Origin of the sequence: Glutamicibacter uratoxydans (assembly GCF_050753455.1) — a bacterium.
Classification (GTDB): domain Bacteria; phylum Actinomycetota; class Actinomycetes; order Actinomycetales; family Micrococcaceae; genus Glutamicibacter; species Glutamicibacter uratoxydans_A.
This window is the reverse complement of sequence record NZ_CP192736.1, coordinates 3,163,920-3,189,732: the sequence shown is the minus strand read 5'-3', so window position 1 is coordinate 3,189,732 and position 25,813 is coordinate 3,163,920. Positions and strand designations below refer to the sequence as shown.

At 56.0% G+C, this 25,813-nt stretch carries 20 protein-coding genes; 14 read left to right on the top strand and 6 right to left on the bottom strand.

The annotated features are described in order from the left end of the window. Positions 1–120 precede the first annotated feature (120 nt). Positions 121–1,407, top strand: coding sequence for a TetR/AcrR family transcriptional regulator (locus tag ACQQZ8_RS14605; protein ID WP_431710529.1), 1,287 nt, complete (start codon positions 121–123; stop codon positions 1,405–1,407). Positions 1,408–1,485: 78 nt separating this feature from the next. Here ACQQZ8_RS14605 and ACQQZ8_RS14600 read toward each other — a convergent pair whose 3' ends face one another. After that, positions 1,486–2,172: a GntR family transcriptional regulator gene (locus tag ACQQZ8_RS14600; RefSeq protein ID WP_431710528.1), complete on the bottom strand. Its 687-nt coding sequence runs from the start codon at positions 2,170–2,172 to the stop codon at positions 1,486–1,488. A gap of 75 nt (positions 2,173–2,247) precedes the next feature. Beyond that, entirely contained in the window at positions 2,248–3,669 is a 1,422-nt protein-coding gene (locus ACQQZ8_RS14595; RefSeq protein WP_431710527.1) for an aldehyde dehydrogenase family protein, read from the bottom strand. A 166-nt stretch (positions 3,670–3,835) separates the two neighbouring features. On the opposite strand from ACQQZ8_RS14595, the gene ACQQZ8_RS14590 reads away from it, so the two are divergent. From ACQQZ8_RS14590 to hpaH, 5 genes are read left to right on the top strand one after another with little or no spacing between them, the layout of a single operon-like run. Next, positions 3,836–4,681, top strand: a complete 846-nt coding sequence (locus tag ACQQZ8_RS14590; protein ID WP_431710526.1) for a hypothetical protein — start codon at positions 3,836–3,838, stop codon at positions 4,679–4,681. Then, positions 4,678–6,192 carry a bifunctional 3-(3-hydroxy-phenyl)propionate/3-hydroxycinnamic acid hydroxylase gene (locus tag ACQQZ8_RS14585; RefSeq protein WP_431710525.1) on the top strand — a complete coding sequence of 505 codons (1,515 nt, stop codon included), beginning with the start codon at positions 4,678–4,680 and terminating at the stop codon, positions 6,190–6,192. Before ACQQZ8_RS14590 ends, ACQQZ8_RS14585 begins: the two co-directional genes overlap by 4 nt. Further along, positions 6,192–6,959 (top strand): HpcH/HpaI aldolase family protein, encoded by a 768-nt coding sequence (locus tag ACQQZ8_RS14580; RefSeq protein WP_431710524.1) that lies wholly within the window; start codon positions 6,192–6,194, stop codon positions 6,957–6,959. Before ACQQZ8_RS14585 ends, ACQQZ8_RS14580 begins: the two co-directional genes overlap by 1 nt. Beyond that, the gene (locus tag ACQQZ8_RS14575) at positions 6,956–7,840 is read left to right on the top strand and encodes an alpha/beta fold hydrolase (RefSeq protein WP_431710523.1); all 885 of its coding nucleotides are present in this window, start codon (positions 6,956–6,958) and stop codon (positions 7,838–7,840) included. The genes ACQQZ8_RS14580 and ACQQZ8_RS14575 overlap by 4 nt, the downstream gene beginning before the upstream one ends. After that, entirely contained in the window at positions 7,841–8,644 is an 804-nt protein-coding gene (hpaH, locus tag ACQQZ8_RS14570) for a 2-oxo-hept-4-ene-1,7-dioate hydratase (protein ID WP_431710522.1), read from the top strand. Positions 8,645–8,908: 264 nt separating this feature from the next. Here the strand turns inward: hpaH and ACQQZ8_RS14565 are convergent, their stop codons facing one another. Further along, complete coding sequence (locus ACQQZ8_RS14565) at positions 8,909–9,751, bottom strand: alpha/beta fold hydrolase (RefSeq protein ID WP_431710521.1); 843 nt, start codon at positions 9,749–9,751, stop codon at positions 8,909–8,911. A gap of 472 nt (positions 9,752–10,223) precedes the next feature. On the opposite strand from ACQQZ8_RS14565, the gene ACQQZ8_RS14560 reads away from it, so the two are divergent. The 4 genes from ACQQZ8_RS14560 to ACQQZ8_RS14545 all read left to right on the top strand — a co-directional run bounded on the left by ACQQZ8_RS14560 (position 10,224) and on the right by ACQQZ8_RS14545 (position 16,559). Further along, on the top strand, positions 10,224–11,873 hold the full coding sequence (locus ACQQZ8_RS14560; protein WP_431710520.1) for an ABC transporter substrate-binding protein: 1,650 nt from the start codon (positions 10,224–10,226) through the stop codon (positions 11,871–11,873). Between the two features lie 322 nt (positions 11,874–12,195). Beyond that, a complete protein-coding gene (locus tag ACQQZ8_RS14555) occupies positions 12,196–13,839 on the top strand; it encodes an ABC transporter substrate-binding protein (RefSeq protein ID WP_431710519.1) in 1,644 nt (547 codons plus the stop codon). Between the two features lie 292 nt (positions 13,840–14,131). Beyond that, the gene (locus ACQQZ8_RS14550) at positions 14,132–15,775 is read left to right on the top strand and encodes an ABC transporter substrate-binding protein (RefSeq protein ID WP_431710518.1); all 1,644 of its coding nucleotides are present in this window, start codon (positions 14,132–14,134) and stop codon (positions 15,773–15,775) included. Between the two features lie 400 nt (positions 15,776–16,175). Further along, the gene (locus ACQQZ8_RS14545) at positions 16,176–16,559 is read left to right on the top strand and encodes an ABC transporter substrate-binding protein (protein WP_431710517.1); all 384 of its coding nucleotides are present in this window, start codon (positions 16,176–16,178) and stop codon (positions 16,557–16,559) included. 900 nt (positions 16,560–17,459) lie between these two features. On the opposite strand, the gene ACQQZ8_RS14540 is transcribed toward ACQQZ8_RS14545, so the two are convergent. The 3 genes from ACQQZ8_RS14540 to ACQQZ8_RS14530 are packed head-to-tail and all read right to left on the bottom strand — an operon-like array spanning position 17,460 to position 20,661. After that, positions 17,460–18,425: an alpha/beta fold hydrolase gene (locus tag ACQQZ8_RS14540; RefSeq protein ID WP_431710516.1), complete on the bottom strand. Its 966-nt coding sequence runs from the start codon at positions 18,423–18,425 to the stop codon at positions 17,460–17,462. 37 nt (positions 18,426–18,462) lie between these two features. Then, entirely contained in the window at positions 18,463–19,668 is a 1,206-nt protein-coding gene (locus tag ACQQZ8_RS14535) for a hypothetical protein (RefSeq protein WP_431710515.1), read from the bottom strand. Positions 19,669–19,692: 24 nt separating this feature from the next. Beyond that, complete coding sequence (locus ACQQZ8_RS14530) at positions 19,693–20,661, bottom strand: VOC family protein (protein ID WP_431710514.1); 969 nt, start codon at positions 20,659–20,661, stop codon at positions 19,693–19,695. A gap of 626 nt (positions 20,662–21,287) precedes the next feature. Here ACQQZ8_RS14530 and ACQQZ8_RS14525 point away from each other — a divergent pair. From ACQQZ8_RS14525 to ACQQZ8_RS14510, 4 genes are read left to right on the top strand one after another with little or no spacing between them, the layout of a single operon-like run. Then, positions 21,288–22,253, top strand: a complete 966-nt coding sequence (locus ACQQZ8_RS14525; RefSeq protein ID WP_431710513.1) for an ABC transporter permease — start codon at positions 21,288–21,290, stop codon at positions 22,251–22,253. Continuing rightward, positions 22,250–23,149, top strand: a complete 900-nt coding sequence (locus ACQQZ8_RS14520) for an ABC transporter permease (RefSeq protein WP_431710512.1) — start codon at positions 22,250–22,252, stop codon at positions 23,147–23,149. The genes ACQQZ8_RS14525 and ACQQZ8_RS14520 overlap by 4 nt, the downstream gene beginning before the upstream one ends. Then, positions 23,149–24,231 carry an ABC transporter ATP-binding protein gene (locus tag ACQQZ8_RS14515; RefSeq protein ID WP_431710511.1) on the top strand — a complete coding sequence of 361 codons (1,083 nt, stop codon included), beginning with the start codon at positions 23,149–23,151 and terminating at the stop codon, positions 24,229–24,231. The genes ACQQZ8_RS14520 and ACQQZ8_RS14515 overlap by 1 nt, the downstream gene beginning before the upstream one ends. Further along, positions 24,231–25,223, top strand: a complete 993-nt coding sequence (locus ACQQZ8_RS14510) for an oligopeptide/dipeptide ABC transporter ATP-binding protein (protein WP_431710510.1) — start codon at positions 24,231–24,233, stop codon at positions 25,221–25,223. The genes ACQQZ8_RS14515 and ACQQZ8_RS14510 overlap by 1 nt, the downstream gene beginning before the upstream one ends. The last annotated feature ends 590 nt before the right edge of the window (positions 25,224–25,813 follow it).

Genomic DNA, 25,813 nt, shown 5'->3' with positions numbered 1-25,813 from the left:
CTGTTGCGCAGGCTACGATGTTGAAAATTGAATTGAACTGGAGCAGCAGCCCGGTCGTAAAGGGGTTGCGCACGTTTTGTAGCGTGAACAACGAAACGGTACGGTTCTAATGAGGAAAAAATGGATCTAGAAAGTAATAAAAAAACGCAACGCTCCACAAAGCAGGGCGAGAGAACCAAACAGAAGATCCTCGATGCGACAATTCGTATTGCCTCGACGGAAGGCCATCGAGCCGCAACCGTAGCGCGAATTACCCAGGAAACGGGAGTTTCACCCAGCTCCATCTATTGGTATTTCAAAGACAAGCAAGCGCTTGTCGCAGCTGCCATGGAACACAGTTACCGGGAACGGCGCACTTTTGTCCCGTCTTGGAAACTAAATCGTGGTCAGGGGCCGCGTGTTGAACGACTGCGTGCCAACCTGGCGCGCGGTGGAAACACCGATATCCGCACCGCCTTTTGGCGGATGGGTGTGACCGTCGCGGTCGAGGCTAGCCCCGAGGTGGTCTCTCTGCGCGAACGTTTTCAAGAAATGCGCAACCACAGTTATCAACGGCTCTACGCCTGGTGGGCAGATGAACTGCTGCTTTCGCCTCTGCAGGGGCAGCAGCGCGAGCAGCGGGTGAAGCTGCTGACCGATCTAACCATGGCCTTGCTTGATGGACGGTACATTTCCTCCGCGATCGGAACGCAAATCACCGAACGTGTCACAGCGATGTTTGCCAACGGGTTAGATGCCTTAGCGGAAGCAGGTGAGATTCCAGCTCTGGGATGGGACGTAACTAAATTCGAGGTTAGCAATCCAAACGCGCCAACGAGTAGCAGGGAAGTTCTCCTGCACGCGGCTACCACCGTTATGGCACGGCACGGATTTCACGCCTCAACCATTTCTCGTATCTGTAAAGAGGCAAAGCTTCCACCCAGCTCGTTGTATTGGAAATTCAAGGATAAGGACGCCTTGCTCGCCTCAGTGGTCGAAGCTGGCAATGATGATTACGCGAAATTTAGAGAATTAACCGCGCAGCGCGGTCCGTCTTTGTCAGTCGAGGATATGACCCACGCGCTGGCCGACCATTTTTACCATTTGGAAATGAACCCTGGTTCGACAAGAATTGGGATTCTCCTAGCGCTGCAGGACGGGCAGACAGGCGCTGAGGGGCGCAGTGAGTACAGCAAAATCCGCGCGGAATCGGCCGCTGTGCTTTCTCAAGCTATCACTGTGCAATGCCCGGCCGGGGTCACAGACCCCACGCTGGTTAAGGATCTTGCGCGGCTGACCATGGTGGTATCCGACGGGCTCTTTGTCGGGAGCCAATTAGGAGAAAACCAAGGCAAGCTCCATCTGTTGGCTCCCGAAATCATCTATGTGCTGACAAATGCCGTGCACATCGAATCTGGTGTTGCCTAAGCGCTCCGGCTGGTTTTCCTATTGTATGGTGCCACAACAGCTCAGAATGTCGTGGCACCAAAGACGATGAGTTCAGGGCTAAAGTGATTCCGACTCTTCGTGGAACATCGCTAGGCGGATATCGCGCGCGTCAAAGAAATGTTTCTGCGTCAGGGCATAGGCCCCATCAAGGTCCCGTGCAGCGATTCGTTCGGTGACCGCGTGCTGGTACTCGCGGGACTGTTCCCAACGCCCGGGAACCGACACGGTTGGGTTGGCTTGGGTGGTTCGGGCCAATTGCAGCTTTACGCGATTGAGTACATCGTTCAGAGACTGATTGCGTGCGATCCGCAGGATATGATCCATGAAAGTCCGGGAGTAGTCCACCATCTCGGAGATCACTGAAGAGTCGACCTTTTGGCCCTTGTCGAGGGTGGCACGGAGCATCTGCAAGTCACGATCTGTGCGTCGATCCGCGGCCGTACGAGCCGAAGCAGCCTCAAGGTAGGCGCGTACTTCGTAGACATCGAGGATTTCTTCGGCGCCGAGCGCGCGGACCACTAAACCATTTTCGTTCCATGCAACCAAGGTGTCTTGTTCAAGACGGCCGATGGCTTCACGGATCGGGGTGCGGCTGACCCCGCACCAGGTGGCTAGCGCTGATTCACTCAGTGGTTGCCCTGGAGCGAACTCGCCGGAAATGATCGCATCACGGATCTTCGTATATGCCGCAATACGGCCTTGCGCTGTGGGCAGAGTCTTCTTAGTTGACTCAGCGGGACTCATAAATACCTTCTTGCCTCACTAAACTCGATCTTTATAAAGATTACGCTAACACCCCGTAATTTGGGGGGGTTCCAGTTACCGGGAGATGGTGATGGTCTTTTCCTTAGACATCTCCCGAATTGCATAGGCTGGGCCCTCCGGGCCACCAAAGCCACTAAGCTTGTGGCCCGAAAAAGGCATGGCATCGATGCGCGAGCTGGAGGTTTGATTGACGTACAAGGCACCGACATTCAAATCATCGATGGCCTGGAATGAACGTGAAATATTGCTGGTAAAGATCCCTGCGGCCAGTCCGAAAGGCGTGGAATTTGCTTGCTGAAACGCGTGGTCAAGCTCGGTGAATTCGCACATAATCACGCCCGGACCAAACAGTTCGGAGGTCATAATGCGAGCGGAGTCTGCGACGTCGGTCAGCAGGGTCGGCTCTACCACATTGCCGTCCTTGGACCCGCCGATTACCGCTTGCGCCCCACCGGCCATGGCTTCAGTGAACCAGTTCGCTACACGTTCAGCCTCTGCTGGGCTGATTAGTGGACCCAGAGTTGTTGCCGGGTCTGCTGGATCACCGGCCCGTTCCTGGTGCATCAGTGATGCGACCCGCTCGGTGAGTTCGGTGGCTACATCTTTTTGCACGTACACGCGTTGCACGGAGGTGCAGACCTGACCGGACTTGCGTAGTGCGCCGGCCACGATCGCTGCTGCCGCCGCATCTAGGTCGGCGTCGTCGCAGACGATCGTCGAGGACAGGCTTCCCATCTCCAGCTGGGTCGGTCGCATTCCCACCGCCCTGTGCAGGGTCTGACCTACCTCTGTGCTTCCGGTAAAGGCGTAGTAGTCGATGGCCTGTTCCTCGGCCAGCCACGAACCTAACTGTGAACCACTACCAAAAACCAGCGCTAGCATCTGCGGCGGGATTCCGGCTTCAAGAAGAATTTCGATCAGTGCATGGGCGGACAGCGGGGTTAACGATGCGGGTTTGAGGATTATCGAGTTTCCCGCAGCGAGAGCAGGCCCGATCTTGTGCACCACAGTATTCAGTGGCGAATTAAAAGGCGTTAGCGCGCATACAACTCCGCGCGGAATCTGCTTGGTAAAGCTTAGGCGCCCTGCTCCACCGGCGCTGGCTTCAATAGGAATCATGTGTCCGGTCAGCCGCTTCGCTTCCTCAGCGCAGAGTAGAAGGGTCTCTGCCGAACGGTCAACCTCCTTGGTCGCATCAGCCAGCGCGAAACCGGTGTCGAGCTGTACCAGTGAGATCAGCTGCTCGCGCTTGGCGCGGATTAGCTCGGCGGCACGTGATAATGCCATTGCTCGGTCACGTGCGTTGAACTTGATGGTTTGTTGGGCTTCGGCAAGAACCCTGATTGCTTCGCGAAGCCCGGAGTGCGGTGTGTTCGCGACCTCAGCGACCGCTTGGCCACTGAATTTATTAGTGAGCGTGAAAGATGTGTCGGCCGAGGAGTCCCAGCTTCCGGAGGTGAATCCACTAATCTGCATTTTTTGCCTGTCTCTCGCATGGTTGGCCTCGGGTGTGTGTAGCCCGTTCCGGAAAACCGAAACACTAGCAGCTATTCAGAAAAATTCGCTACCATGCTACTGTATGCGTAGGTATACGAATCAGCAAGGGAGACCAAGAATGAGTTATGAGTCAATGACTCTATGCATGTCCCACAGCCCAGGGTTTGCGCGGGATCATGCCGAGGAACAGGGGCATATCTTCCGGGCTGGAGTTGGCGCGGCACGAGATGCAGTAGCCGACTGGGATCCCACCCTAGTGGTATTCTTCGGCTCGGATCACCGCCGCGCATTCGGGCAGATTATTCCGGCAGCGTCAGTGGTCCTTCAAGCCGAAGGGCTGGGTGATTCGGAATCACCTACCGGACCCTATAACGTGCCCAAGGAACTAGCTAGCGCCCTAGCTGCCCACTTGCTGCAGGCCGACTTTGATATTGCTATCACCAAGCAGATCGCACTAGATCATGGTTTCGGCCAGACCACCGCCGACATTCTCGGTGGCTTGGACGCCAAGCCGGTCATCCCGATCTTTATCAACAGCGCCACGCTACCCCTGGGACGTCCGGGTCGCGCCGCCGCGTTGGGGCGGGAAGTGGCGAAGTTCTTTGCCGGCACAAACGAACGAGTGCTCTTTGTCGGCTCCGGCGGGATGTCGCATAACCCACCGACCCTGGCGATGACAACCGAAGGCTTGGGTGAAGCGGAACGCCGCGAGTTGAGCGCCAAGTACCGTCAGGCTGCCATGGATGATATCCGTCCCGAATGGGATCAGCAGATGCTGGAAAACCTTGGAGCGGATGACACCTCGTGGGTAGATGAGATCACCAACGACGAACTGCAGTATGGCGGCATCGGCGCTCATGAACTACGTACTTGGTATGCCGCATATGCCGCCGGTGGTCGCGGCCTAGAAACCGTTTGTTATGAGCCAGTCCGCGACTGGTTAACCGGTCTAGGGATCGCTCTGACCCGGGATAGGAGTTCCAAACCATGACTCACCAAGCGGTACCCGTTGAGCCATTGACCTGTGATGTGGCCGTTGTGGGTCTCGGACCGGTCGGAGGGTTGGTGGCCAACCTGTTGGCTGCAACCGGTTTGAAAGTCGTAGCGGTGGACAGCGAACCCGATATCATGCAGCTCCCACGCGGGGTGGGGATTGACGGTGAAATCATGCGTGCCATGCAGACCCTAGGTCTCGCCGAGGAACTTGAACCATTTCTCAAGGTCTTTCGCGGAGCCCAGTACCTCGATGCCGAGGGGCAAGTGGTAGCCACTCGGCCACCAGCAAATACTGCCGGTACTCAGGGCTGGCCGGATCGATACAATGTACACCAGCCTGAACTCGAAGCCGTGTTGCGCAAGTCTTTGCGTGACCGTCACGTAGTCACGGAACTGACAAATACGACCGTTGAAGCGCTAAGCCAGGATGACCAAGGAGTTACCCTCACAGCACGCAACACGCTCAGCGAAGAAGCGCTGCAAATCCGGGCAAAATACACGGTCGGATCCGATGGTGGAAAAAGCACCATCCGCCGGTTAATCGATTCCAATTACACGGATTACGGGTTGAATCAGCCTTGGATTGTTGCGGACTTCGCAGTCACTGACAAAGCGGATATTCCTGATATTAACACCCATTATGCGCACCCACAATCCCCGGCCATCTACATCCACGTGGTGCGCAATATTCGACGTTTTGAATTCCGTGCGTTGCCCGATGAAGATCTGAGCAGGGCAATCGATCCACAGAATATCTGGCAGCGAGTTTCACGATGGATCACCGAGGACCAGGCCACCTTGCTGCGCGCCGCGGTATACACCCACCGCTCACTGGTCGCTGACCGGTGGCGCAAGGGACGGGTTCTGTTGGCTGGCGATGCGGCACATCAGACACCACCATTTCTCGGACAGGGGCTGTGCACCGGCGTACGAGACGCTACCAATCTGGTCTGGCGACTGCGCGATGTGATCCTCCGGGATGCTCCAGATTCGCTACTTGATAGTTACGGTACCGAACGTTCGGCGCACGCCGAGCATTTCATAAAAACCGCCACGGAGCTAGGCACCAAACTAACCAAACCGACCAAAGACTCCATTGACTTGCTAAACTCGCGGGTTGGCCGCGAAGGACGTGGGACCCCGCCCCGTCTAGGGCCGGGAATCTTCGATCCGCAACATGGTGGGGGAGTGCTCTCCTCCCAGCCACGCACGGTTGATGGCGTCCTAATGGATGAGTTACTCGGCTACGAATTCGGTCTGGTCATGGGGCAGCAGGGAGCCAGCCAGCTACTTGAGACGGACAAGCAACATTTAGAGTCGGCCAATGTGCAGCTGGTGCCGGCCGATGTGTCACTGGATGACTGGCTGGCCGAAAACAACGCCACCGCGATCTTGATCAGGCCCGACCGATACATCTACGGAATCTATGAAGATCTCGCTCAGTGCACCCGAGCTCTCCAAGAGCTGGCCGGGAACTATGCACGTGATGTGTCGGTGGTGAAATAGTGAGTCCGAACCAGTTTCTGAAGGGCTTGCGCGGCAAGCAAGCGCAGGTTGGCCTGTGGCATAACCTGCGCGGAGTGGCCGCTACTGAAATTATCTGCGCAAGTGGATTCGACTGGATTCTCTTAGACCAAGAACACAGCCCACGGTCGCTGGAGGAGCTGTCTTTGGCTCTGGGGATTGCCGATCGGCTCGGCACCAGCAGCATAGTACGCGTCGGCTCTCACTCCCCACAAGAAATCGGTCAGCTACTAGATCTCGGGGCTCAGTCATTGCTGGTGCCCATGGTGGAAAACGCCGAACAGGCCGAATCGATTGCCAAAGCCTGCCAATTCGCTCCGCAGGGCACTCGCGGAGTGTCCTCGCAGACACGGGCCGGAAGCTGGGGGCAAGACAAAAACTTCTTACGAGACGCACGTGAGGAGATTTGCCTGATCCTGCAGATCGAATCCAAAGTCGGGGCCGATAACGCCGAGGCGATTATCGCAACCCCCGGAGTGGATGCCGTATTTATAGGCGCCGCCGATCTGGCCGCGAGTATGGGGCACTTGGGAAATCCCGCGCATCCCGACGTGCAACAAGTCGTGGCCCGGGTGTTGTCTCAAGCACTGGAAGCCGATAAACCAGTGGGGTCGTTGACCAAGTCGGCCGCCACGGCCTCAGCGGCCTTAGCCGAGGGATATTCCTTCGTCGGCGCGGGGACCGACAGTGCCATGTTGGGCACAACATTTAGAGCATTAGCAACAGAAATTACCGATTGGAGAGCATGATGACCTCATCTGCCGTTGAAACCGAATTTCAGAGCATCTGGACCTCGCTGCGCGAAGTTGAATTTAGCCAGAAGTTTATAGATGTCGCCGGAGTCCGGACCCGCGTGGCCACAGCCGGAGATCCAGCCAATCCAGCATTGGTGATGTTGCATGGAACCGGTGGACACTGGGAAGCCTTCTCCCGAGTCATTGGACCACTATCGGAGCACTTTTACTGCGTGGCCTACGACATGGTAGGTAACGGTTTCTCCCAGAAGCCAGACCGCCCCTATGACACCTTTGCCTACGCAGAACACCTCACCGGGGTGCTCGACGCGCTAGGTATCGAAAAAGCTCACGTGATGGGCTCGTCGCTCGGCTCCTGGGTTGCAGTGCGATTTGCGTTGGAGCACCCTGCGCGCACCAACCGTCTAATTCTAATTTCCCCTGCCGGACTGATTGCCAATCCGGAGAACATGGCTCGTATTATCCGCGAGCGCTCGCGAGCGGTGAACGAAGCCACCTGGGATTCGATCGCGGCGATGTTCAATCATCTGATTGCCACCGAAGATAATCGGGTTTCGGATCTGATCGCACTGCGTCTGGCCATCTACCGTCGCCAAGACACCCGCGACACCGTGCACCGGATGCTGACCCTGCAGCAGGATGGGGTACGACAGGCCAACTTGCTCTCCGAGGATGATTGGCGCTCCATTCAGGCTCCGGCCTTAGTGGTGCTTTCGGGCAAAGACCATAAGGACTACGAAACCACTGCGCGTCGCATCATGGAAATGATGCCCAACGCGCAGTCCTTGCCGATGGAACACGTTGCGCACTGGGCCGCTTTTGAAGATCCACAAACCTTCGTGACCGCAGCTGTACCCTTCCTGAAAGAAAACTAAATGCTTAGTCAGCAAACTATTCAAAGCATCGCAGAGCGGCTGGAGCAGGCTGAGCTGACCAAGGTGCCGATGACTCAACTGTCGGTTCAGTACCCGGGGATGAGCATTGATGAGGCCTATGCGATCCAAACGGCATGGCGTGAGCTCAAGCTGGCCAAGGGTAGAAAACTTAGCGGTCGGAAGATCGGGTTGACCTCGCGCACTATGCAGAAGGCGCAGGAGGTAGATGAGCCAGATCGCGGGTTCTTCCTTGATGACATGATGTACGCCGATTCGGCCGTCATTGATCATTCGAAATTCATTAAGCCCCGTGTTGAAGTGGAGATCGTTTTCATTCTCAAGAGGGATCTGTCCGGTCCGAACGTGACCCTTACAGATGTGCTGGATGCGACCGCTTGGGTCCAGCCTGGACTGGAAATTCTTGATGCCCGTTTGGAGATGCGTGACCCGAAATCCGGCCAGGCACGCAAAATCGTTGATGCGATTGGTGACAATGCGGCCAACGGTGGCATGATCCTGGGCGGTAACCCGCAGAAAATCTCCAAGGTCGATCTGCGCTGGGAATCGGCGATGCTCTATGTCAATGGGACTATTGAGGAGTCCGGTGTTTCCGGTGCGGTGATGAATCATCCCGCCGCGAGCGTGGCTTGGTTAGCTAATAGCCTAGCCCCGTATGGAGAAAAGCTTGAGGCCGGTTTGCCGATCCTCTCCGGTTCCTTCACCCGCCCGGTCTTCGTGCACTCCGGCGATACCTTGCAGGCCGAATACCAGAACTTGGGAACAGTCACTGCGTACTTCGAGTAAAGCACTACACAGCGAGTAAAACGCTAAACGGTGTTTATCCCGAGCTAACTGAAGATTCACCTAGATGGGTGCCTGATCCGGCGAAAGTACCGGGACAGGCACCTACCTACTTATGTACAAGAGAGCTATTGCGGGTTCCGGGTTACCGCGAGCCAACAAGCACGGGTGCGGCAAGGAGACAAGCTTTAAACGTGAGACTCCCTAACACGTCGAAAGGACGGGTTAGGGAGTCTCATTACCTAGAGATCTCTCGGAGCCGTAGGACTAGTTGCCGGCTACGAAACCATCAACCAGCTGGTTGAATTCCTTCGGGTGCTCAACCTGTGCCCAGTGACCACATTGGTTCAGCAGAACAAGGCGGGAGTTCGGAATGATCGAGACGAGGTTCAGGGAGTTCTCGAAGTGAACCACGCGGTCATCACGACCATGGATAATCAGGGCTGGGATTTCCGAGGTGGCTAGTGGCGAGAAATCCAGAACTGGACGCGGGCCGCGTAGCCCGTCTAGGAAATTCTGCAGATGCTCTGGGCGTGAGGTGGCTGAATTCGAACGCTGCTGCACCAATTCTTCGGTGGCGAAGGCTGAATCGAAGGTCATGATGTCAACCAGACGGCGCATACCCTCCGGGGATGGGTCGCGGTAAGCGTCCTGCAGTACCTTGATACCTTCGCTGCGTCCGGCAGGCGCGAACAGGGTTGAACGTGCGCCGGCACCCATGGTGATCAGGTGCGACATGCGCTCTGGGTGGGCCATGGCAAAGCGAGCCGAAGTGATACCGCCCATAGAGTTACCAAGGAAGGCCGCCTTTTCGATGCCTAGTGCGTCCAAAATCTGCAGCGCGGCCTCAACGTGATCGCGCTTCTCTGGAGGGCAAGCGTCTGAGCGGCCCCAACCTGGCATATCTACCGCGATGCAGCGGTACTTCTTGGACAGTTCCTTCATGTTGGGACCGAAGTTGCTCCAACCGGTGGCACCTGGGCCCGAACCGTGCAACATCAGCAGAACTGGACCGCTACCGGCTTCGTTGTAGTGGATGTTCCAATCCTTGGTTTGGACGAACTTGCTGGTGTTTTCGTCCGTGAGTTCTTCTACCGATTCTTGAGTCACATTTACTGACACTGTGGATTCTCCCGCCTAAATAGTTTGACTGTAAGGATTTTCAGTCGTGCTTCGATAGCTTCGTAGGCACTGGGCAACTACTGCACGCGGCTCGACACTGTGTAATAACAATGTCTCAAAAGAGGGGCAATTCACACCTTTTAGTTCCGTCGGCTGAAACAGCGTCGAGGAGTTGGTGCGGTGCTAGTTTGTGCAACACCTTTTGCCGAGTCATCTCCGCTCCGGCAGTGCAACGGCAGAAATCTGATTTGGTTGCCTTGGATCATCAGTTTTTACGGGTGTCGGTGCCAAAGTGTTCCTGAGCTCGGTGAGAGATAAGTCCAAGGCCCAAATAACTGGGCAAAATGTCCGCGTTCTATATGACGAAACACGGAGCTAGATACTCTATAGAATATTAGGTCAGGATGTGAGCTACGCAACTTAATACCAAACCTCGTATCTGCGTAATGAAAGGCCGACAATGAGCTACAAAAAGCGGGTACTGTCCCTCTTGGCAGTCTCCTCACTACTCTTGGCATCTTGTAGTGGTGCCACTCCGGAAGAGGGCGGTAATCCCAATGGTGGCACTAGCACCGAAGCTACAACCTCGTTGGCGCCAGGTGTGCAGCAGGACGAACTGGGAGCGCAGTCGCTCTCGCGTGGTACCCCTGTAGCTGGCGGTTCCATTACCGTTGGTCTGATCGCCCCCATTGAATCACTTGATCCAACTATTTCCGTCGCCAGTGGTGGTCTGGTCATGCGCGCGGTCTATGACTCACTTTTCGTCTACAACAACCAGGGTGAAGTTGTTCCCGAGTTGGCTGAGTCCCTAGAGACCAGCGATGCGGGAAAGACCTGGGTTATGAAGCTACCTACCGGTGTGAAATTCACCGACGGCACCGACTTCAATGCCGAGGCCGTGGTGATCCACCTTGAGAATATTGCTGCGGAGGGTTCAGTCTCTCGTTCAGCTGCCGATGTACGCCAGATCGAAACGATGACCGCTGTTGATGAAGCAACCATAGAATTCGTGTTGAAGAGCCCGAACATGGTTTTCCCCAAGATTTTCGCTGTGGGAGTTTCCTCTGGTCCGTCCAATATCCCGTCGCCCACCGCGGTGAAAGAACTGGGGGACAAGTTCGGTTCCGCGCCAGTAGGTGTGGGACCGTTTATGGTGACCGGCTTCCAACCCGGCGGCAATATTACGCTGAAGCGGAATCCCGATTACCGCATTGACGATCAACCGATGCTAGATGAGCTGATCTTTGTCAGCGCCACCGACTCGCAGTCCCGCTTGGCGGCGGCTATTGCCGGAGATCTTGATATGGCACCAACCCAATCGGGTACCGACCTGATTGAGGCTGAAAACAAGGGCTTGATCTCGCTGCATCAGCCGGATTCGACCTACTATGACCTGCTGTTCAATCTCACCAAGGAGCCATTTGATGATGTCAGGTTCCGTCAGGCTGTGATTCAGGCGATCGATCTTGAAGGCTTGAATCAGGCGACATTCGACGGTACTCACCCCACCATGAACGGTCTCTTTCCGAACACTAACCCATTCTTTGTGGACACTGGGTGGCCGGCCTTCGATCCAGAGGAAGCTAAGGCTCTGGTTGCTGAATATGTGGCAGACGGTGGCACCGCTTCCTTCAGTCTGACCACTACCAGCCCTCCGGAGTTCCAGAAGCAAGCTGCAGTGATGCAGCAGATGCTCAGTGACGTGGGCATCGACATGACCATCAACGTTTCGGATCAGCCGACCATGGTGACCGAGGCACTGTCGGGGAACTATCAGGCACAACACCGCTTCACCGAAGTACGCGAGGAAATCGACCAGAACCTGCGCAACCTTTACCACTCGACATCCACCGGCAATAACGGCAAGGCCGGTGATCCGGAGGTAGACCGGATTCTCGATGAAATCCAAACTGCCGAGGACCAAACTAACCGCGAGCAGCTGTACACCGACCTGCAGCAAGCATTGACCGAATGGATGCCTATCGCTCCGCTGCTGGCTCATAAGAATGGCTGGTATGTCGGTGAGAAGATTGGTGGGTTCCCGGGTGCTCGCGTGGGTACCTATGATCCGGACTGGCGCCTTATCTGGGCCGTAGATGGTGGCAAATAACAGCCGGCCGGACACCCTTGCCTTGATAATTGATGCTTGACCGTTGAGTGATCCGAACCGTAAGCGATTTTGTGTGCCCCGCACAAATGTTTTGCGGGATTCCCCGTGAGTGCTAGCTAGTTAACGAAGCAGAGCCACCGAAAATCGGCGGCTCTGCTTCTTAGGTTGGTGGGCAAAAATCACAAAGCGATAAAGAATCGTTGAAAGCGCTCTCGTGTTCTAACAGCCGGAACGATTCGCTGTTTTCTGGGCAGACATTTCGTCAAAGTGTGATTTACGCAACACGACGGAGTTCTCGCATTCGTTATATGAAAGGGCAAATATGCGCTATCGAAAGAGTTTGCTGTCGCTTCTGGCAGTCTCCTCCTTGCTCCTAGCCTCCTGCGGCGGAGCCGCCCCTGAGGAAGGAACTACGACCAGCACTGATTCCGAGGCCAGCGCATCATTGCAGCCTGGCGTCGAACAAAGCGCGCTAGGGGCTCAGTCGCTTTCGCGTGGAACCCCGGTGGCCGGTGGTTCGCTCTCGGTGGGGTTGATCGCTCCGATTGAGTCGTTGGATCCAACGACCTCGGTAGCCAGCGGCGGCTCGGTAATGCGCGCCATTTTTGATTCTCTTTTTGTCTATGACGACAAGGGCGAAGTTGTTCCCGAGTTGGCTGAGTCCCTCGAGACCACTGATGAGGGTAAAACTTGGATCATGAAGCTCCCGTCCGGTGTGAAATTCACTGATGGTACCGACTTCAATGCCGAAGCTGTGGTGATTCACCTGAATAATCTCGCTAAGGAGGGCTCGATTTCCCGCGCGGCTGCCGATGTGCGTCAGATTGAAAAGATGACCGCCGTGGATGAGACCACTATCGAGCTGGTGCTCCAGAGCCCGAATATGATCTTCCCAAAGATTTTTGTCTGGGGCGTGCCAGGTGGTCCATCGTTGATTCCTTCCCCTACTGCAGTGAAGGAGCTGGGCGACAAATTCGCGACCGCGCCGGTAGGTGTTGGTCCATTCAAGGTGAAGTCTTTCCAATCTGGTGGCAACATCGTTCTGGAACGCAACCCCGATTACCGTATCGGAGGCCAGCCGTTGCTGGACGAATTGGTTTTTGTCAGCGCCACTGACTCACAGTCGCGCTTGTCGGCGGCAATTGCCGGAGACATAGATATGGGGTTAACTCAGTCCGGCACCGACCTAAGAGAGGCCGCCAACGGCGGATTGGTGGCTTTGGGCCAACCGGATGCGACCTACTATAACCTGCTGTTCAACCTGACCAAGGAGCCGTTTGACGATCCAGGGTTCCGTCAAGCGGTTATCCAAGCTATTGACCTCGATGGTCTGAACGACGCGGTCTTCAATGGAACGCACGCCACCATGGATGGAATGTTCCCGAAGTCCAACCCGTTCTATGAGGATACGAACTGGCCGGCCTTCGATCCGGAAGCAGCCAAGGCGCTGGTTGAAGAATACAAGGCTGGCGGCGGTACCCCGTCCTTTAGTCTGACCACCACCAGCCCTCCGGAATTCCAGAAGCAGGCTGCGGTCATGCAACAGATGCTTGGAGATGTGGGAATTGATGTGACCATCAACGTTTCGGATCAGCCGACCATGGTTACCGAGGCGCTATCCGGAAACTACCAAGCACAGCATCGATTCACCGAAGTACGCGAAGAGGTTGATCAGTCGCTGCGCAACCTCTACCACTCAAAGTCCACGGGCAATAACGGTAAGGCTGGCACCCCGGAGATCGACGCCATCTTTGATGAGCTGAAGACCGCTGAGGGCCAGGTTAACCGCGAGCAGCTATACAGCGATTTGCAGAAGGAATTGACCGAGTGGATGCCAATCGCCCCACTATTGGCCCATAAGAATGGTTGGTATGTTGGCGAAGACGTGGGTGGTTTCCCGGGTGCACGCATTGGTATTGCAGATCCAGACTGGCGTTTGCTTTGGGCGGTTGACGGTGGCAAGTAAGAGTCAATAGAGCGAAATCAGCGAATCGTCCAGGCGGCTTTGCGCTGAGAAAGCGAATCAATCAATAGGTCGGCTAGTCGCCGATTCCTGATATCCAGGAATCGGCGACTAGCCGACTTTAATGGGCTTGCACAGCGTGAGTACGAAGAATGGGAAAATAGCAAATTCTGTGAGAGCGATTTCATGTTCTGCAAGACGGAACATCGGTCTATCTTTCTTAGGCGATTTTCGCCAGAGTGTGTTCTACACAACCTTAAGATGATCCCCGTATCTATGTTTTGAAAGGCTTGATATGCGCTATCGAAAGAGAGTTCTGTCGCTTCTGGCTGTCTCCTCATTGCTCCTAGCATCCTGTGGCGGCGTCTCGACTGGGGGAGACACCACCGCCTCGGGCGGAGTCGGAGCCAGCGAAGCCCTTCCGCCCGGTGTTGAAGTCACCGCAGTTGGCGCGCAGACGTTGAGCCGTGGTACCCCTGTTGCTGGCGGTTCGCTCTCGGTGGGGTTAATCGCTCCGATCGAGTCGCTGGATCCAACCACCTCCGTGGCCAGTGGTGGCACGGTCATGCGTGCAATCTTCGACTCCCTCTTCGTCTACAACGAAAAGGGCGAAGTTATCCCAGACCTTGCCGAATCCCTAGAGACCGCCGACGGTGGTAAGACCTGGGTTATGAAGCTGCCTACCGGTGTGAAGTTCACCGACGGTACTGACTTCAATGCCGATGCCGTGGTGACGCACCTGACGAACCTAGCCAAGGAGGGCTCGGTTTCCCGTGCTGCCGCCGATGTGCGCCAGATCGAAACCATGAGCGCACCTTCCGCTGACACTGTTGAGTTCGTGCTGAGCAGCCCAAATATGACCTTCCCAAAGATTTTCGTCTGGGGCTTCCCTGGTGGTCCTTCGATGATTCCTTCACCCACCGCGGTGGAGAAGCTGGGCGATAAGTTTGCTACCGCTCCGGTTGGTGTTGGTCCATTCAAGGTGAAGTCCTTCCAGTCCGGTGGCAACATCACTCTGGAGCGTAACCCTGACTACCATATTGACGGGCAGCCACTGCTTGACGAAATCGTCTTCGTGAGTGCTACCGACTCCCAGTCGCGTCTGTCAGCGGCTATCGCCAAGGATATCGACCTAGGGCGCACCCAGTCCGGTACTGACTTGGCTGAAGCCTCCAATGGCGGGCTGGTCTCGCTCTACCAGCCAGATTCGACCTACTATAACCTGCTGTTCAATTTGACCAAGGAACCGTTTGACGACATTCGTTTCCGCCAGGCTGTCATTCAGGCTATTGACCTAGATGGCCTGAACCAGGCAACCTTCGGTGGAACGCATAGCACCATGACCGGTCTTTTCCCGGAGGCCAACCCGTTCTTCGAGGAAACCGGCTGGCCAGGCTTTGACCCCGAGGCCGCCAAGAAGCTGGTTGAGGAGTACAAGGCCGACGGCGGCACCGCTGCATTCAGCCTGACCACCACCAGCCCGCCAGAATTCCAGAAGCAGGCCGCAGTGATTCAGCAGATGCTCAGTGATGCCGGTATCGAGATGACCATCAATGTCTCGGACCAGCCAACCATGGTAACCGAAGCGCTATCCGGTAATTACCAGGCACAGCACCGTTACACCGAAGTCCGTGAAGAAGTCGACCAGGGCTTGCGCAACCTATATCATTCCAAGTCCACCGGTAATAACGGCAAGGCTGGTCTGCCACAGATTGACAGCATCTTCGATGAGCTGAAGACCGAGGCTGGTCAATCCAACCGCGAACAGCTGTTCAGCGACCTGCAGAAGGAACTCAATAGCTGGATGCCAATCGCACCACTGTTGGCCCACAAGAACGGCTGGTACGCCGGCGAAAAGGTTGGCGGCTTCCCAGGCGCTCGCGTGGGCACCTTTGACCCAGACTGGCGTCTGGTCTGGGCCGTTGATGGTGGCAAGTAAGCCTCGTTCAGCGTACCTGTCGTAGATCGTAACCACCTAGGGTTGAGGCTGTAAGCCCTTAAGTGGGGCATGGATAAGCCACTGATCTTCCGGAATTCGGAAGGTCAGTGGTTTTTCTGCTTTAAAGCGGAAAATTTCAGTGGTCGAGTAGGGTGCAAAATCACGGTAGATGTCTAGTTGGTTCTTGGAACGAAACAAAATGCTGCACTTGCGCGCCAGGTTTCGCGAAAGTGTGATCTAAGCAATATCCGAAGGTTCTCTTGTTCGCCTTATGTAAGGCCAAGTATGCGCCACATAAAAGCGCTCTATCTTTCCTTGCAGTTTCCTCGTTGCTCCTAGCCTCCTGCGCGAGTACTCCCGCAGAAGGCGGACCGGTTACGGTGGAACCTCCGTCGGAAGTGTGTCGCTTCGGCCAGGCGTTGATGTCACCGAGGTTGGAGCGCAAACCTTTTCGCGCGGCACCTCGGTTTCCGGTGGATCACTGTCGGTGGGTTTGATGGCCCCGATCGAATCTTTGGACCCGAGCTCCTCGGCAACCAGTGGCAGTGTCGTGATGCGTGCTATCTATGGCACGCTCTTCGTCTACAGTGAAAAGCGTGAGGTCGTGCCGGGGCTGGCCAAGTCCCTCGAGAGCAGGGATGATGGCAAAACCTGGGTGATGAAGCTACCTACCGGGGTGAAGTTCACCGACGCGACCGACTTTAATGCAGAGGCAGTCGTCATTCACCTGAAGAACCTGGGCAAGGGAGGCTCGGTCTCTCGTTCGGCCGCCGATGTGCGCTAGATTGAAGCGATGGCCGCCTCATCCGCCGACACCGTTGAGTTCGTCCTCAAGAGAGCCCGAAGTGCTTTCCGCGGGCCACCTTGTGGGGGCCGCAGCCCCGATCCAAGTACGGCGTTATCGATTGCTGTTGCGAGGAAGGCGGCGGAACCCCAACGGATTCCGGATAACTTCCACCCGATGGCCGCGTCAAGCCGCCGAAGAAATGACCGCATGGTAGTTCCTTGAACTGGAGTATCGGTGTAGCGTACTAGCATACCCAGGACAGGTTCCATCATCAGCTGTGTGGCTCCTGCCGAGCTGAGCATACCACCCCAGCCAAACCAGATGGCCGTGACGCCTGCGGATGGAGTGGTGGTGTGCTGAGCCAAAACTCTGGCGGCTACGGCCAAGGCGCTGGAGTCGAAGCCGTCCTCTTAGGGCGTGCCGTAACGCCACTCATCAGCGGCCATCATCCCGTTGGTGTCCCCTTAGTCCCGGCGGACTAGCCGCGGATACTGTGCCTCGGCATGCATGGTGGTGCCGCATGCTGCCGCGACGTTGGCCCAGCTAGTCCAGTCGGTTACAAGAGCGGCTTCAATATCACTGATGTCATTGAAATATGTTTCTTCATCCAGGTCCTGCCAAGACTTTGTTGCTCTTGGACGATCTCGTTCAACCGGATGAAATATCCGTGCATACATTTTAGAGTCACGAGGAACGAGCGCTGGAACCTCACCAAAGGTCTCGGCCGTTAGGGGGGTAGCCACTGGACCAGCCCGGGATCTGAGATCCACTGAAACTTTGTCGAAATATCACCATTCTTCCTGCTCAGGGGTGGTAACCGGGCAAAGTGAAGTACAAAGGGAAACAAAAAAGTGGGGAGAATGCCCATAGACATTCTCCCCAATTCTTTGCTCTAAACTAGTCCGAGATGATATCGGTGTTCACTGGGCGGCGGTCAGACACCCCGGCCCATTGAGCGGTCTTTTCCGAAACCTTCCCGTTGGTGAAGAATTCGGTGAAGACCTGATTGAACATTTCCGGCTGGTCGGTCTGACCCTGGTGACCGCAGTCGTCGGGGTAGAAGAACTGTACGTTGGGAAGTTTCTCTTCCTGCAGGTATGCGTTTTCCACAGGTCCAAGCACATCCTGACGACCGTACAGGTAAATCATTGGGATGGTCAGTGCGTCCAAGCGTCCGCGCAGATCCAACAGTTGAGCAAGATTTGGATCAGTAGCGGCGGCACGGTTCCACTTAGAGGCAGCTGTGAAAGAATCACGCTGAATCTCGGCGGCCGCGGTGCGCAATTCGATGACATCATCGGTTACGGCCTCACCGCGGTGGATGATGCTGCCCATCATTTCGCGCATCGACTCGGCAGTGCCTTCCCAGCGCGGGAACGGAATACCGGGGGCCAATGCGTCGGCTGGGATGCCTAGGGCGCTGTTGAAACCCGAGGTAGCGATCATGGCCAAGTTGGTGACGCGCTCTGGGTAGGTAATCGCAAAGTAAGCTGCGCTCTGCGCGCCCTGTGAGTTGCCGCCGAGGTTGAATTTTTCTAGTTTCAGCGCATCGGCAAACTGCTTAAGGAAGTCTACCCAGCTCATATGACCACGCACCGGACGGTATTGGGCGCCGGTGTCTGATTTGCCGAAACCTGGGCGGTCTGGAGCGTAGACGCGGAACCCTTCCTTGGCCAGTGCCGGCATCATGAAACGCCAGCCGGCGGTGCCGGAGGAGCCTGGAAGGCCACCATGCAGAAGAACTACAGGATCACCACCTTCCGGTCCGGCCACCATGTAATGAGCCTTGGATCCGTCGGCCAGCTCGATGTACTGGCTTTGTGGGGTTACCTGCAGGGATTTTTCGTTAGTTTGTGAAGTCACTACTCCTGCTTTCTTTCTCGAGAAAAAGTTGAACGAATTAGAGCTTGATGTTCGGCGGAATTTCCATGCCGAACGCCGAGCGAGACCAGGTGTTGTACCAAGGCTCGGCCACGTTAACGATGTGGTTCATCGCGGCGTGCATATCCCGCCAGAAGCGCTGCAGTGGCTGGTCTAAGTGCAAGGATGCGCCGCCGGAGTGCAGGAATAGCTCATCAACTGCCGCTAGTGCGCGGTGGGTAGCGCGCACCTGATTGCGGCGGACTTCGATCTTGGTTTCGGTCGAAACAACCTTGCCAGCGGCGGCAATGTCGTACACCCGGGAGAAATCATCCAAAACGTGATTGACCGATGCCTGAATGTCGGCTGCGGCCGCACCCAAAGAACCGAGCTGGTATGGATCGGACTTTGTTGCGGCCCCGGTGATGCCGGTGCGTTCACGGGTAAACGCGATCGAAGCCGCCAGTGCGCCCTCGGCGATGGCTAAGGTTGCGGTGGTGATGGCGCCAGCGAACATCACACCACGTGGGATGCTGTACAACGGATTTTCTAGACCCAAAGCACGGCCAGCAGTACCGGCGGTGATTTCCTCGGTGCTGATTACCCGGTAATCAGGTACGAAAACATCCTTGACCAGCAGATCCTTCGAGCCCGTTCCGCGCAAGCCCAGCACGTCCCACGAATCATGGACGATTTCGTAGTCCTTGCGTGGCAGACAGAAATGACGAACGTCATTGCGGTTTGGTGTGCCGTCCGGATTCGCGACAAAACCGCCAATCATGACCCACTGGCAGTGGTCGGTGCCCGAGGAGAACTTCCAGTGACCGGTGAAACGGAATCCACCGTCAACCGGGGTGCCGACACCCATTGGGGCATAAGGTGAGGCGACCCAGGTATCTGGATCTTCCTTCCACAGTTCTTGCTGTAGTCGATCGTCGGCCTGCGCCAGTTCGTGTGGATGCACACCCACCACTCCAGCAACCCAACCAGTGGCCGAATCGGCGCTTCCAGCGGTTAAAACAGCCTTCATGAAATCAACCGGGTGCGTTTCCATGCCCCCGTACTTCTTCGGCTGTAGCATCCGGACAATGCCGGTGTCCTTCAGGGTCGAAGCAACATCGGCGGTGAGCTTTCCCAAGTTTTCATTCGCTCGACCATTTTCGGCAAAGTACTCGGCGAGGGCCTCGACGCGTTCCAGCACATTATCTGCGGCGGAAGCTTCAGTCTGCGGCAGTACTTCAGTCATGTCATTCTCCATTGTGGCAAAGAGTTACGAGTTGTCCGCTGCGTCGGTTGGATCGACAGGGGTCTTGCGGTTGTGCCCCCAGTAGTGGGCTGCTGAGTAGCGAGTTGGTGTCCAGGTCTTCTCGTCAATGACGATTCCGCCGGTACCGTATTCGATACCGAAGTTCGATGGGCTACGAACGTAGAAGCTGATCATCTTGTCGTTGGTGTGCTTACCGAGAGTCGACAGGATTGGTGCGGCGTCTTCTTCCAGCACCTTTTCCCAAGCACGTCCCACGACATCGAGTTCGTCGACTTCGAACATCAGGTGTCCCACGGCTGAGCCAACATTTGGCAGTTCGGCGAAGGCGTAGGAGTGGTGGCGCTCGTTGCAGTGCAGGAAGGTCAGGTCAATTTCCCCATTTGGGCCACCTTCAATGTGGTCGCTCAGAGAGAAGCCCAGCAAGTCGAAGTACAGGGTGTTGTAGGCGTCCCAGTTTTTCACAGCCTGGAATACGTGACCCAGACCGCCACGTCCTGTGATGAACCGGTTGCCATGAGGCGTGACGAGACGGTCAGTGGCTTCGCGTAGTCCGTAGTGCAGTTCCAGTGTGAGGAGCTTGTCCGGGTCATCGAAACGGGCGCCGGCAGTGACGCGACGTTCGCGCACTTCTTCCGCATTCATTTGGGTGACCTCGTAGCCGGCCTCGGTCAAAATCTGGGAGAGCTGCGCCAGATCCTTTGGACCGCTAACTTCCCAACCGATGACGCGAGCGCCGTCGGTTTCACCCTTGTTGATGATCAGGCGGTATTCCTTCTCATCCATGCGGAACTCTAGGCGGTCATCGGTGCGTACCGACAGCTGCAGCCCCAGAAGGTCAGAAGCGAAGGCAACCCAAGCGTCCAGATTCGTTGCTTCAACGACGACGTAGCCCAAGCTGCGCACCTTTGGGCGGGCGGTGATTCCTGCTGCTGATTCCAAAGATGTCGAATGCTCTAGTTCGGTAACGCTCATGGAGCTGCTCCTCTTGCCTGTGAGTTTGCCTGTGAATAAATTTTGAGTCGAGGTTCCACATGGATATTTACTGCCACGCAGAGCTGGACTAAATCCCTGCTGGAGGGACCACCCTTCGATGTAAGGCTGATCACAGTATTCAATTTTTCTGCGCAGAAACAAATATTGCTGTTCCGAAAGCTGGAACAACTGTTACAGGATTTTCAGAACGGACCAATGCGTGGAACGCTACCTCCGGGTGGTGAGCCTCACTCGGGGTGGGCTCCATCTCGGTCGAGCCGCGCCGCAATTGACGCCAAAAGCTATTCCGGCGCCCGTTAGGCGGGTAGTTTCCCCTGATTCTCGCGCCAGATGGAATAGCGGAGCCGAGTTCAATCTATATGTGCTCGGATAGTCCAAACGTCGCTGCGCCTCGGCGACGTGTTGACCTCGTCAACGGACACCCACTGCGGATTCTTGAGTTGGGTCAGTGGTGGGGGTAAAGGTCGAAAGTAAAAATATTTGTAGTGATCGTTCCAAGTTCTGGAACATGCCTACTGCGCATGTGACTGACAGCACATATGGTTATGCGGACGGTGCCTGTTGTTACGTGGCAAGTAGCGGGTACTTCAATCAAACAAGTCACCATGGAGAATTTAGTGTCCAGATTACGTCTCGCAGGCATACGGTTTGCTCATTTAATAGCCGTGCTATTTGGGGTGAGCTTTCTAGTATATTTGCTCCTTGACCTGCTGCCTGGCGATACCGCCGAAGTAATTGTCGCCTCGAGCGCTAACCCGACAGAGGATGCCGTCGAGGAGATTCGAAAACAACTGGGGTTAGATCAACCGCTACTAGTGCGATTTTTTGGCTGGTTTGGAAATGCATTGCAGGGGGATCTGGGGATGTCCTTCCGTACCGGCCAGGCTGTGACCGAAGCGATCGCCGAGCGACTGCCGGTCACCTTGCAGTTGCTACTCATGGCCGAAGTCGTTTCGTTAGCCATTGCCATCCCCCTGGCCATCGCCGCTGCTAAGCGCCGTGACGCCATGTTTGACAAAGTCACCGCAGTTTTTGCCTTCGGCCTGCAATCGATCCCGAACTTTGTGGTTGCGCTGGTAAGTATTGTGATTTTTTCCGTTATGCTCGGCTGGTTGCCGGCGATTGGTTTCGTGCCGATGAACGAGGGGCTTTGGGAAAATATCAAGTCGCTGATAATCCCGACACTCGCGTTATCGGCTGGTCTGATCCCGCTGTATATGCGTGTGCTCCGAAACGAAATGATTCGTGTTCTTCAGGAAGACTTTATTCTTGTAGCCCGCTCACAGGGGCTGAAGTCACGCACCGTGCTCTTCCGCTACGCGTTGAAGCCATCGCTGCCGACCTTGGTCACCGTGGTTGGTATCAATATCGGTACATTGATCGGCGGAACGATCATTATCGAACTGATCAGTGGTCTTCCAGGCATTGGAACCTTGCTCTACGCTGCGATTAACAACCGCGACTACGTATTGGTCCAAGGTGTGATCTTGTTTGTGGCAGCGGCCTACGTTGTGGCGAACTTTCTCGTGGATATTTTCTACACAATTCTTGACCCGAGGGTTGAAGCATGAGCACCGATATAAAAAATCTCCCACCCGCCTCGCAGCCGGCACAACTCGCAGTCACCAAGGCAAGCCGCAAGCGCAAGGCCAAACGCCGCCCACTGGCACTAACATTATCCGTTGCTTGGTTGGTCATCCTCTTCGGATCGATCATCCTCTTCCCACTGTTGCCACTACCTGATCCTGCTCGAAGTGATTACGCTGCGATCGGTGCACTACCCTTTAGCCCGGGACATATTCTGGGTACCGATGAAATCGGGCGTGACATGCTCTCGCGATTGATTGTTGGTGCGCAGGTCTCGTTGACCGCCGGTATCGGCGCCATCCTCGTTGCCGTAATCATCGGCTCGACCTTGGGTATTTGCGCTGGCTTCTTTGGTGGCTGGGTTAACCGTGTGATTAGCGGCGCGCTGGACATCATGCTGGCCTTCCCCTCCATCGTCGCGCTGATTGCCTTGAGTGTTTTTATGGGCCCGGGCCTGTGGACCATCATTATCGGTATCGGCATTGTGGCCTCACCTGCTCTTGCGCGTGTGGCGCGTTCGGCAACTCTGACCTTCGTCAACCGTGACTTTGTGGTGGCTGCTCGCAGTATGGGGGCTAGCAGCTTGCGGATTCTGTTCCGTGAAATTCTGCCTAACGTGATCGTTCCGATCATTGCCTACGCAACCGTCATGATTGCGGTGGCTATCGTGGCTGAGGCTTCCCTGAGCTTCCTCGGTCTGGGTGTTCCACCTCCGGCCGCGAGCTGGGGATCGATGATGGGTACCGGCCGAGCCGAACTCTCGACCTTGCCACATATCGTCCTGTTGCCGGCAGCAACAATGTTCATCACTTTGCTCGCATTGAACTTCCTGGCCGAATTCTTTAGCAAGCGCTTCGACATTAAGGAGGCCGCGCTGTAATGAGCACTTCACCAGAGGTTCGGGAAAACACCGCAGATTCATCCCCGCTACTTGAAATTGAAGACCTCAACATCCACTTTGATACCGGCAATGGGATCGCCGAGGTCATCAACGGTGTGGGGTTGAAACTCGAAGCCGGCAAGGTTCACGGACTAGTCGGTGAATCAGGCTCAGGCAAGTCGGTGACTTCCCGAGCGGTCATGGATCTATTGCCACGCCAGCGGATGGTTACCCGCACCGGTTCAATCAAATTCAAGGGCCGCGAAATCATGGACCTGAATGAAGACCAAATGCGCGAAAGTATCCGTGGCAAACACGTGTCCATGGTGTTCCAGGATCCGATGACTGCCCTGAACCCCGTGATGCGAATCGGGATGCAGTTGGCGCTGCCGATGATTCGTCATTTTGGTATTTCAAAGAAGGCTGCCCTGGTCCGGGCCGAAGAATTGCTCGGACAGGTCGGTATCCCGCATCCGGCCGAGCGTCTGCGTTCCTTCCCTCACGAGATGTCCGGTGGTCAGCGACAACGTGTCATGATCGCGATCGCGCTGGCATGTGACCCAGAACTGTTAATTGCCGATGAACCAACCACAGCACTTGACGTGACCGTTCAGGCACAGATTTTGGACTTGTTCGACCGGTTACGCAAAGAACGCAATCTGGCGATTTTGCTGGTCTCTCACGACCTGTCATTGATCGCCGAGCGTTGTGATCATGTGTCGGTGATGTACGCCGGACGTATCGTCGAATCCGGTCCTGCCGAGGAGATCTTTAATCACCCCGAGCATCCGTACACCAAGCTGTTGGAAGAAGCTCGCCCGAGCATGGACACGCCACCGCATACGGTGCTGCAGACCATTCCCGGTAGCCCGCCGCAGCTGGTGGATCTGCCGCCAGGCTGTTCCTTTGCCAACCGTTGCCCGCTGGCCACCGAGATCTGCCGACATGAGCGCCCCTTGCTGCTTGCGCGTGGCGACAAGCGCGTGGTCGCGTGTCACCACGACCTCTACGCAGCGGATGCCGTGGATCTTTCTGCTGGGTCCCATCCGGCTAATTCTTCAGATTCGACAGGAGTTCGCTAATGAGTACGAATAGTTCGGTGAATGTCTCTGTTAAAGAAGGGGTTCAGGCAGCCGACGACATCGTGTTGGATGCCAAGGGGATCATTGTTGACTACCCGGTGCGAGGCAAGAAGCCATTCCGTGCGGTGCACGGAGTGGATCTTTTCGTGCGCCGCGGCGAGACGTTGGGGTTGGTTGGTGAATCGGGGTGTGGAAAATCGACCACCGGAAAGTCGCTGATTCAGCTTCCGAGGCCAACTCAAGGTGAGGTGATGCTAGGTGATTTGGATCTGAGCAAGCTGAGCCAGAAGGAGCTTCGCGGGGTACGTAACCGCCTGCAGATGATCTTCCAGGATCCGATCGCTTCGCTGAATCCGCGCCGCACCGCGCAAGAAATCGTTATGGATTCGCTGACGTTGATAGGGCATAAGAATCCTAAGGAACGTGCTCTGGAGATTCTGCAGTCGGTGGGTGTGGACCGTCAGATGGCCAGCCGGCGCCCACACCAGCTCTCCGGTGGTCAGTGCCAGCGGATCTCGATCGCACGCTCGATCGCTCAAGAGCCCGAAGTTATGATCTGTGACGAGCCCGTGTCCGCACTGGACGTTTCGGTGCAGGCACAGGTACTCAACCTACTCGAAGAGATGAAGGAAGAGTACAGCCTGTCCATGGTCTTTATCTCCCATGACCTAGCGGTAGTAGCCAATATTAGTGACCGTGTTGCAGTGATGTATCTGGGCCGGATGTGTGAGGTGGCGCCATCCACCGAGCTGTACAGCCGTCCGCGACATCATTACACGAACCTGCTGCTGGACTCGGTGCCGAAGCCCGGTGAGCAACGAAAGCTAAAGCCGGTTCAAAGCGACTCTGGACAGGTGAAGTATGACGGCACCGGGTGTCCGTTCGCATCACGATGCCCGGCCGCAACTCAAATCTGCAAGGACGAGATGCCGGAGCTGAAGATCATCGGTGATGACCATCAGGTTGCTTGCCACCACCCGATCGAGGACTAAGGCGCGCCGCTAAAAATTATATAACCCTTCGGTGAAGGGAACATTTCGAGAACTGCCGTCAAGATCGTCTACAGGTCCTGACGGCAGTTCTCTGTGCTAGGGATTTAATGATTCGAGGATATGCCGGTGGTGGCCGCCGCGAGCGTTCAGTACTGTCCAGAGGCCGAGGAGCTTCGCGGAATGCAGTACACGCTGACGTCGCAGTTCGATTCGACAATTGAATCACGAGCCGCGTCACTGGTGGTGACAATGCCGTGAGAGCTGGCCAGAGCAACCAAGCGGTGGAATGCGATCTGGGGGAGCGCCAGAATAGGCGGTAGTGCATTCCCGGGTCCAAACTCCCGGTTTCATGACTGCGGGACATCGTGGTGAACTTTTTAGGGCGCAGATCAGACCTCCCGGCGTTCTGCAGCGGATGGTGTCTCTGCGGCCACGCCCCGGCCGGTAGACACCTCTTTCCAGTGCCGACTTCGCCCAGATCTCGATCCAAGGGATGGAATCGAATTTGAAGACAAACAAAAGTGGCCGGGTGATCCAAACGGATCACCCGGCCACTGCACAACTTCAGATATCTCGCCGGGCGCTACCCG

Coding starts and splice junctions, on each gene's coding strand:
- ACQQZ8_RS14595 (WP_431710527.1), bottom strand. CDS start 3,669: ATGCAGATTAGTGGATTCACCTCCGGAAGCTGGGACTCCTCGGCCGAC.
- ACQQZ8_RS14520 (WP_431710512.1), top strand. CDS start 22,250: ATGAGCACCGATATAAAAAATCTCCCACCCGCCTCGCAGCCGGCACAA.
- ACQQZ8_RS14555 (WP_431710519.1), top strand. CDS start 12,196: ATGCGCTATCGAAAGAGTTTGCTGTCGCTTCTGGCAGTCTCCTCCTTG.
- ACQQZ8_RS14550 (WP_431710518.1), top strand. CDS start 14,132: ATGCGCTATCGAAAGAGAGTTCTGTCGCTTCTGGCTGTCTCCTCATTG.
- ACQQZ8_RS14560 (WP_431710520.1), top strand. CDS start 10,224: ATGAGCTACAAAAAGCGGGTACTGTCCCTCTTGGCAGTCTCCTCACTA.
- ACQQZ8_RS14510 (WP_431710510.1), top strand. CDS start 24,231: ATGAGTACGAATAGTTCGGTGAATGTCTCTGTTAAAGAAGGGGTTCAG.
- ACQQZ8_RS14605 (WP_431710529.1), top strand. CDS start 121: ATGGATCTAGAAAGTAATAAAAAAACGCAACGCTCCACAAAGCAGGGC.
- hpaH (WP_431710522.1), top strand. CDS start 7,841: ATGCTTAGTCAGCAAACTATTCAAAGCATCGCAGAGCGGCTGGAGCAG.
- ACQQZ8_RS14585 (WP_431710525.1), top strand. CDS start 4,678: ATGACTCACCAAGCGGTACCCGTTGAGCCATTGACCTGTGATGTGGCC.
- ACQQZ8_RS14575 (WP_431710523.1), top strand. CDS start 6,956: ATGATGACCTCATCTGCCGTTGAAACCGAATTTCAGAGCATCTGGACC.
- ACQQZ8_RS14525 (WP_431710513.1), top strand. CDS start 21,288: ATGGAGAATTTAGTGTCCAGATTACGTCTCGCAGGCATACGGTTTGCT.
- ACQQZ8_RS14530 (WP_431710514.1), bottom strand. CDS start 20,661: ATGAGCGTTACCGAACTAGAGCATTCGACATCTTTGGAATCAGCAGCA.
- ACQQZ8_RS14590 (WP_431710526.1), top strand. CDS start 3,836: ATGTCCCACAGCCCAGGGTTTGCGCGGGATCATGCCGAGGAACAGGGG.
- ACQQZ8_RS14515 (WP_431710511.1), top strand. CDS start 23,149: ATGAGCACTTCACCAGAGGTTCGGGAAAACACCGCAGATTCATCCCCG.
- ACQQZ8_RS14600 (WP_431710528.1), bottom strand. CDS start 2,172: ATGAGTCCCGCTGAGTCAACTAAGAAGACTCTGCCCACAGCGCAAGGC.
- ACQQZ8_RS14535 (WP_431710515.1), bottom strand. CDS start 19,668: ATGACTGAAGTACTGCCGCAGACTGAAGCTTCCGCCGCAGATAATGTG.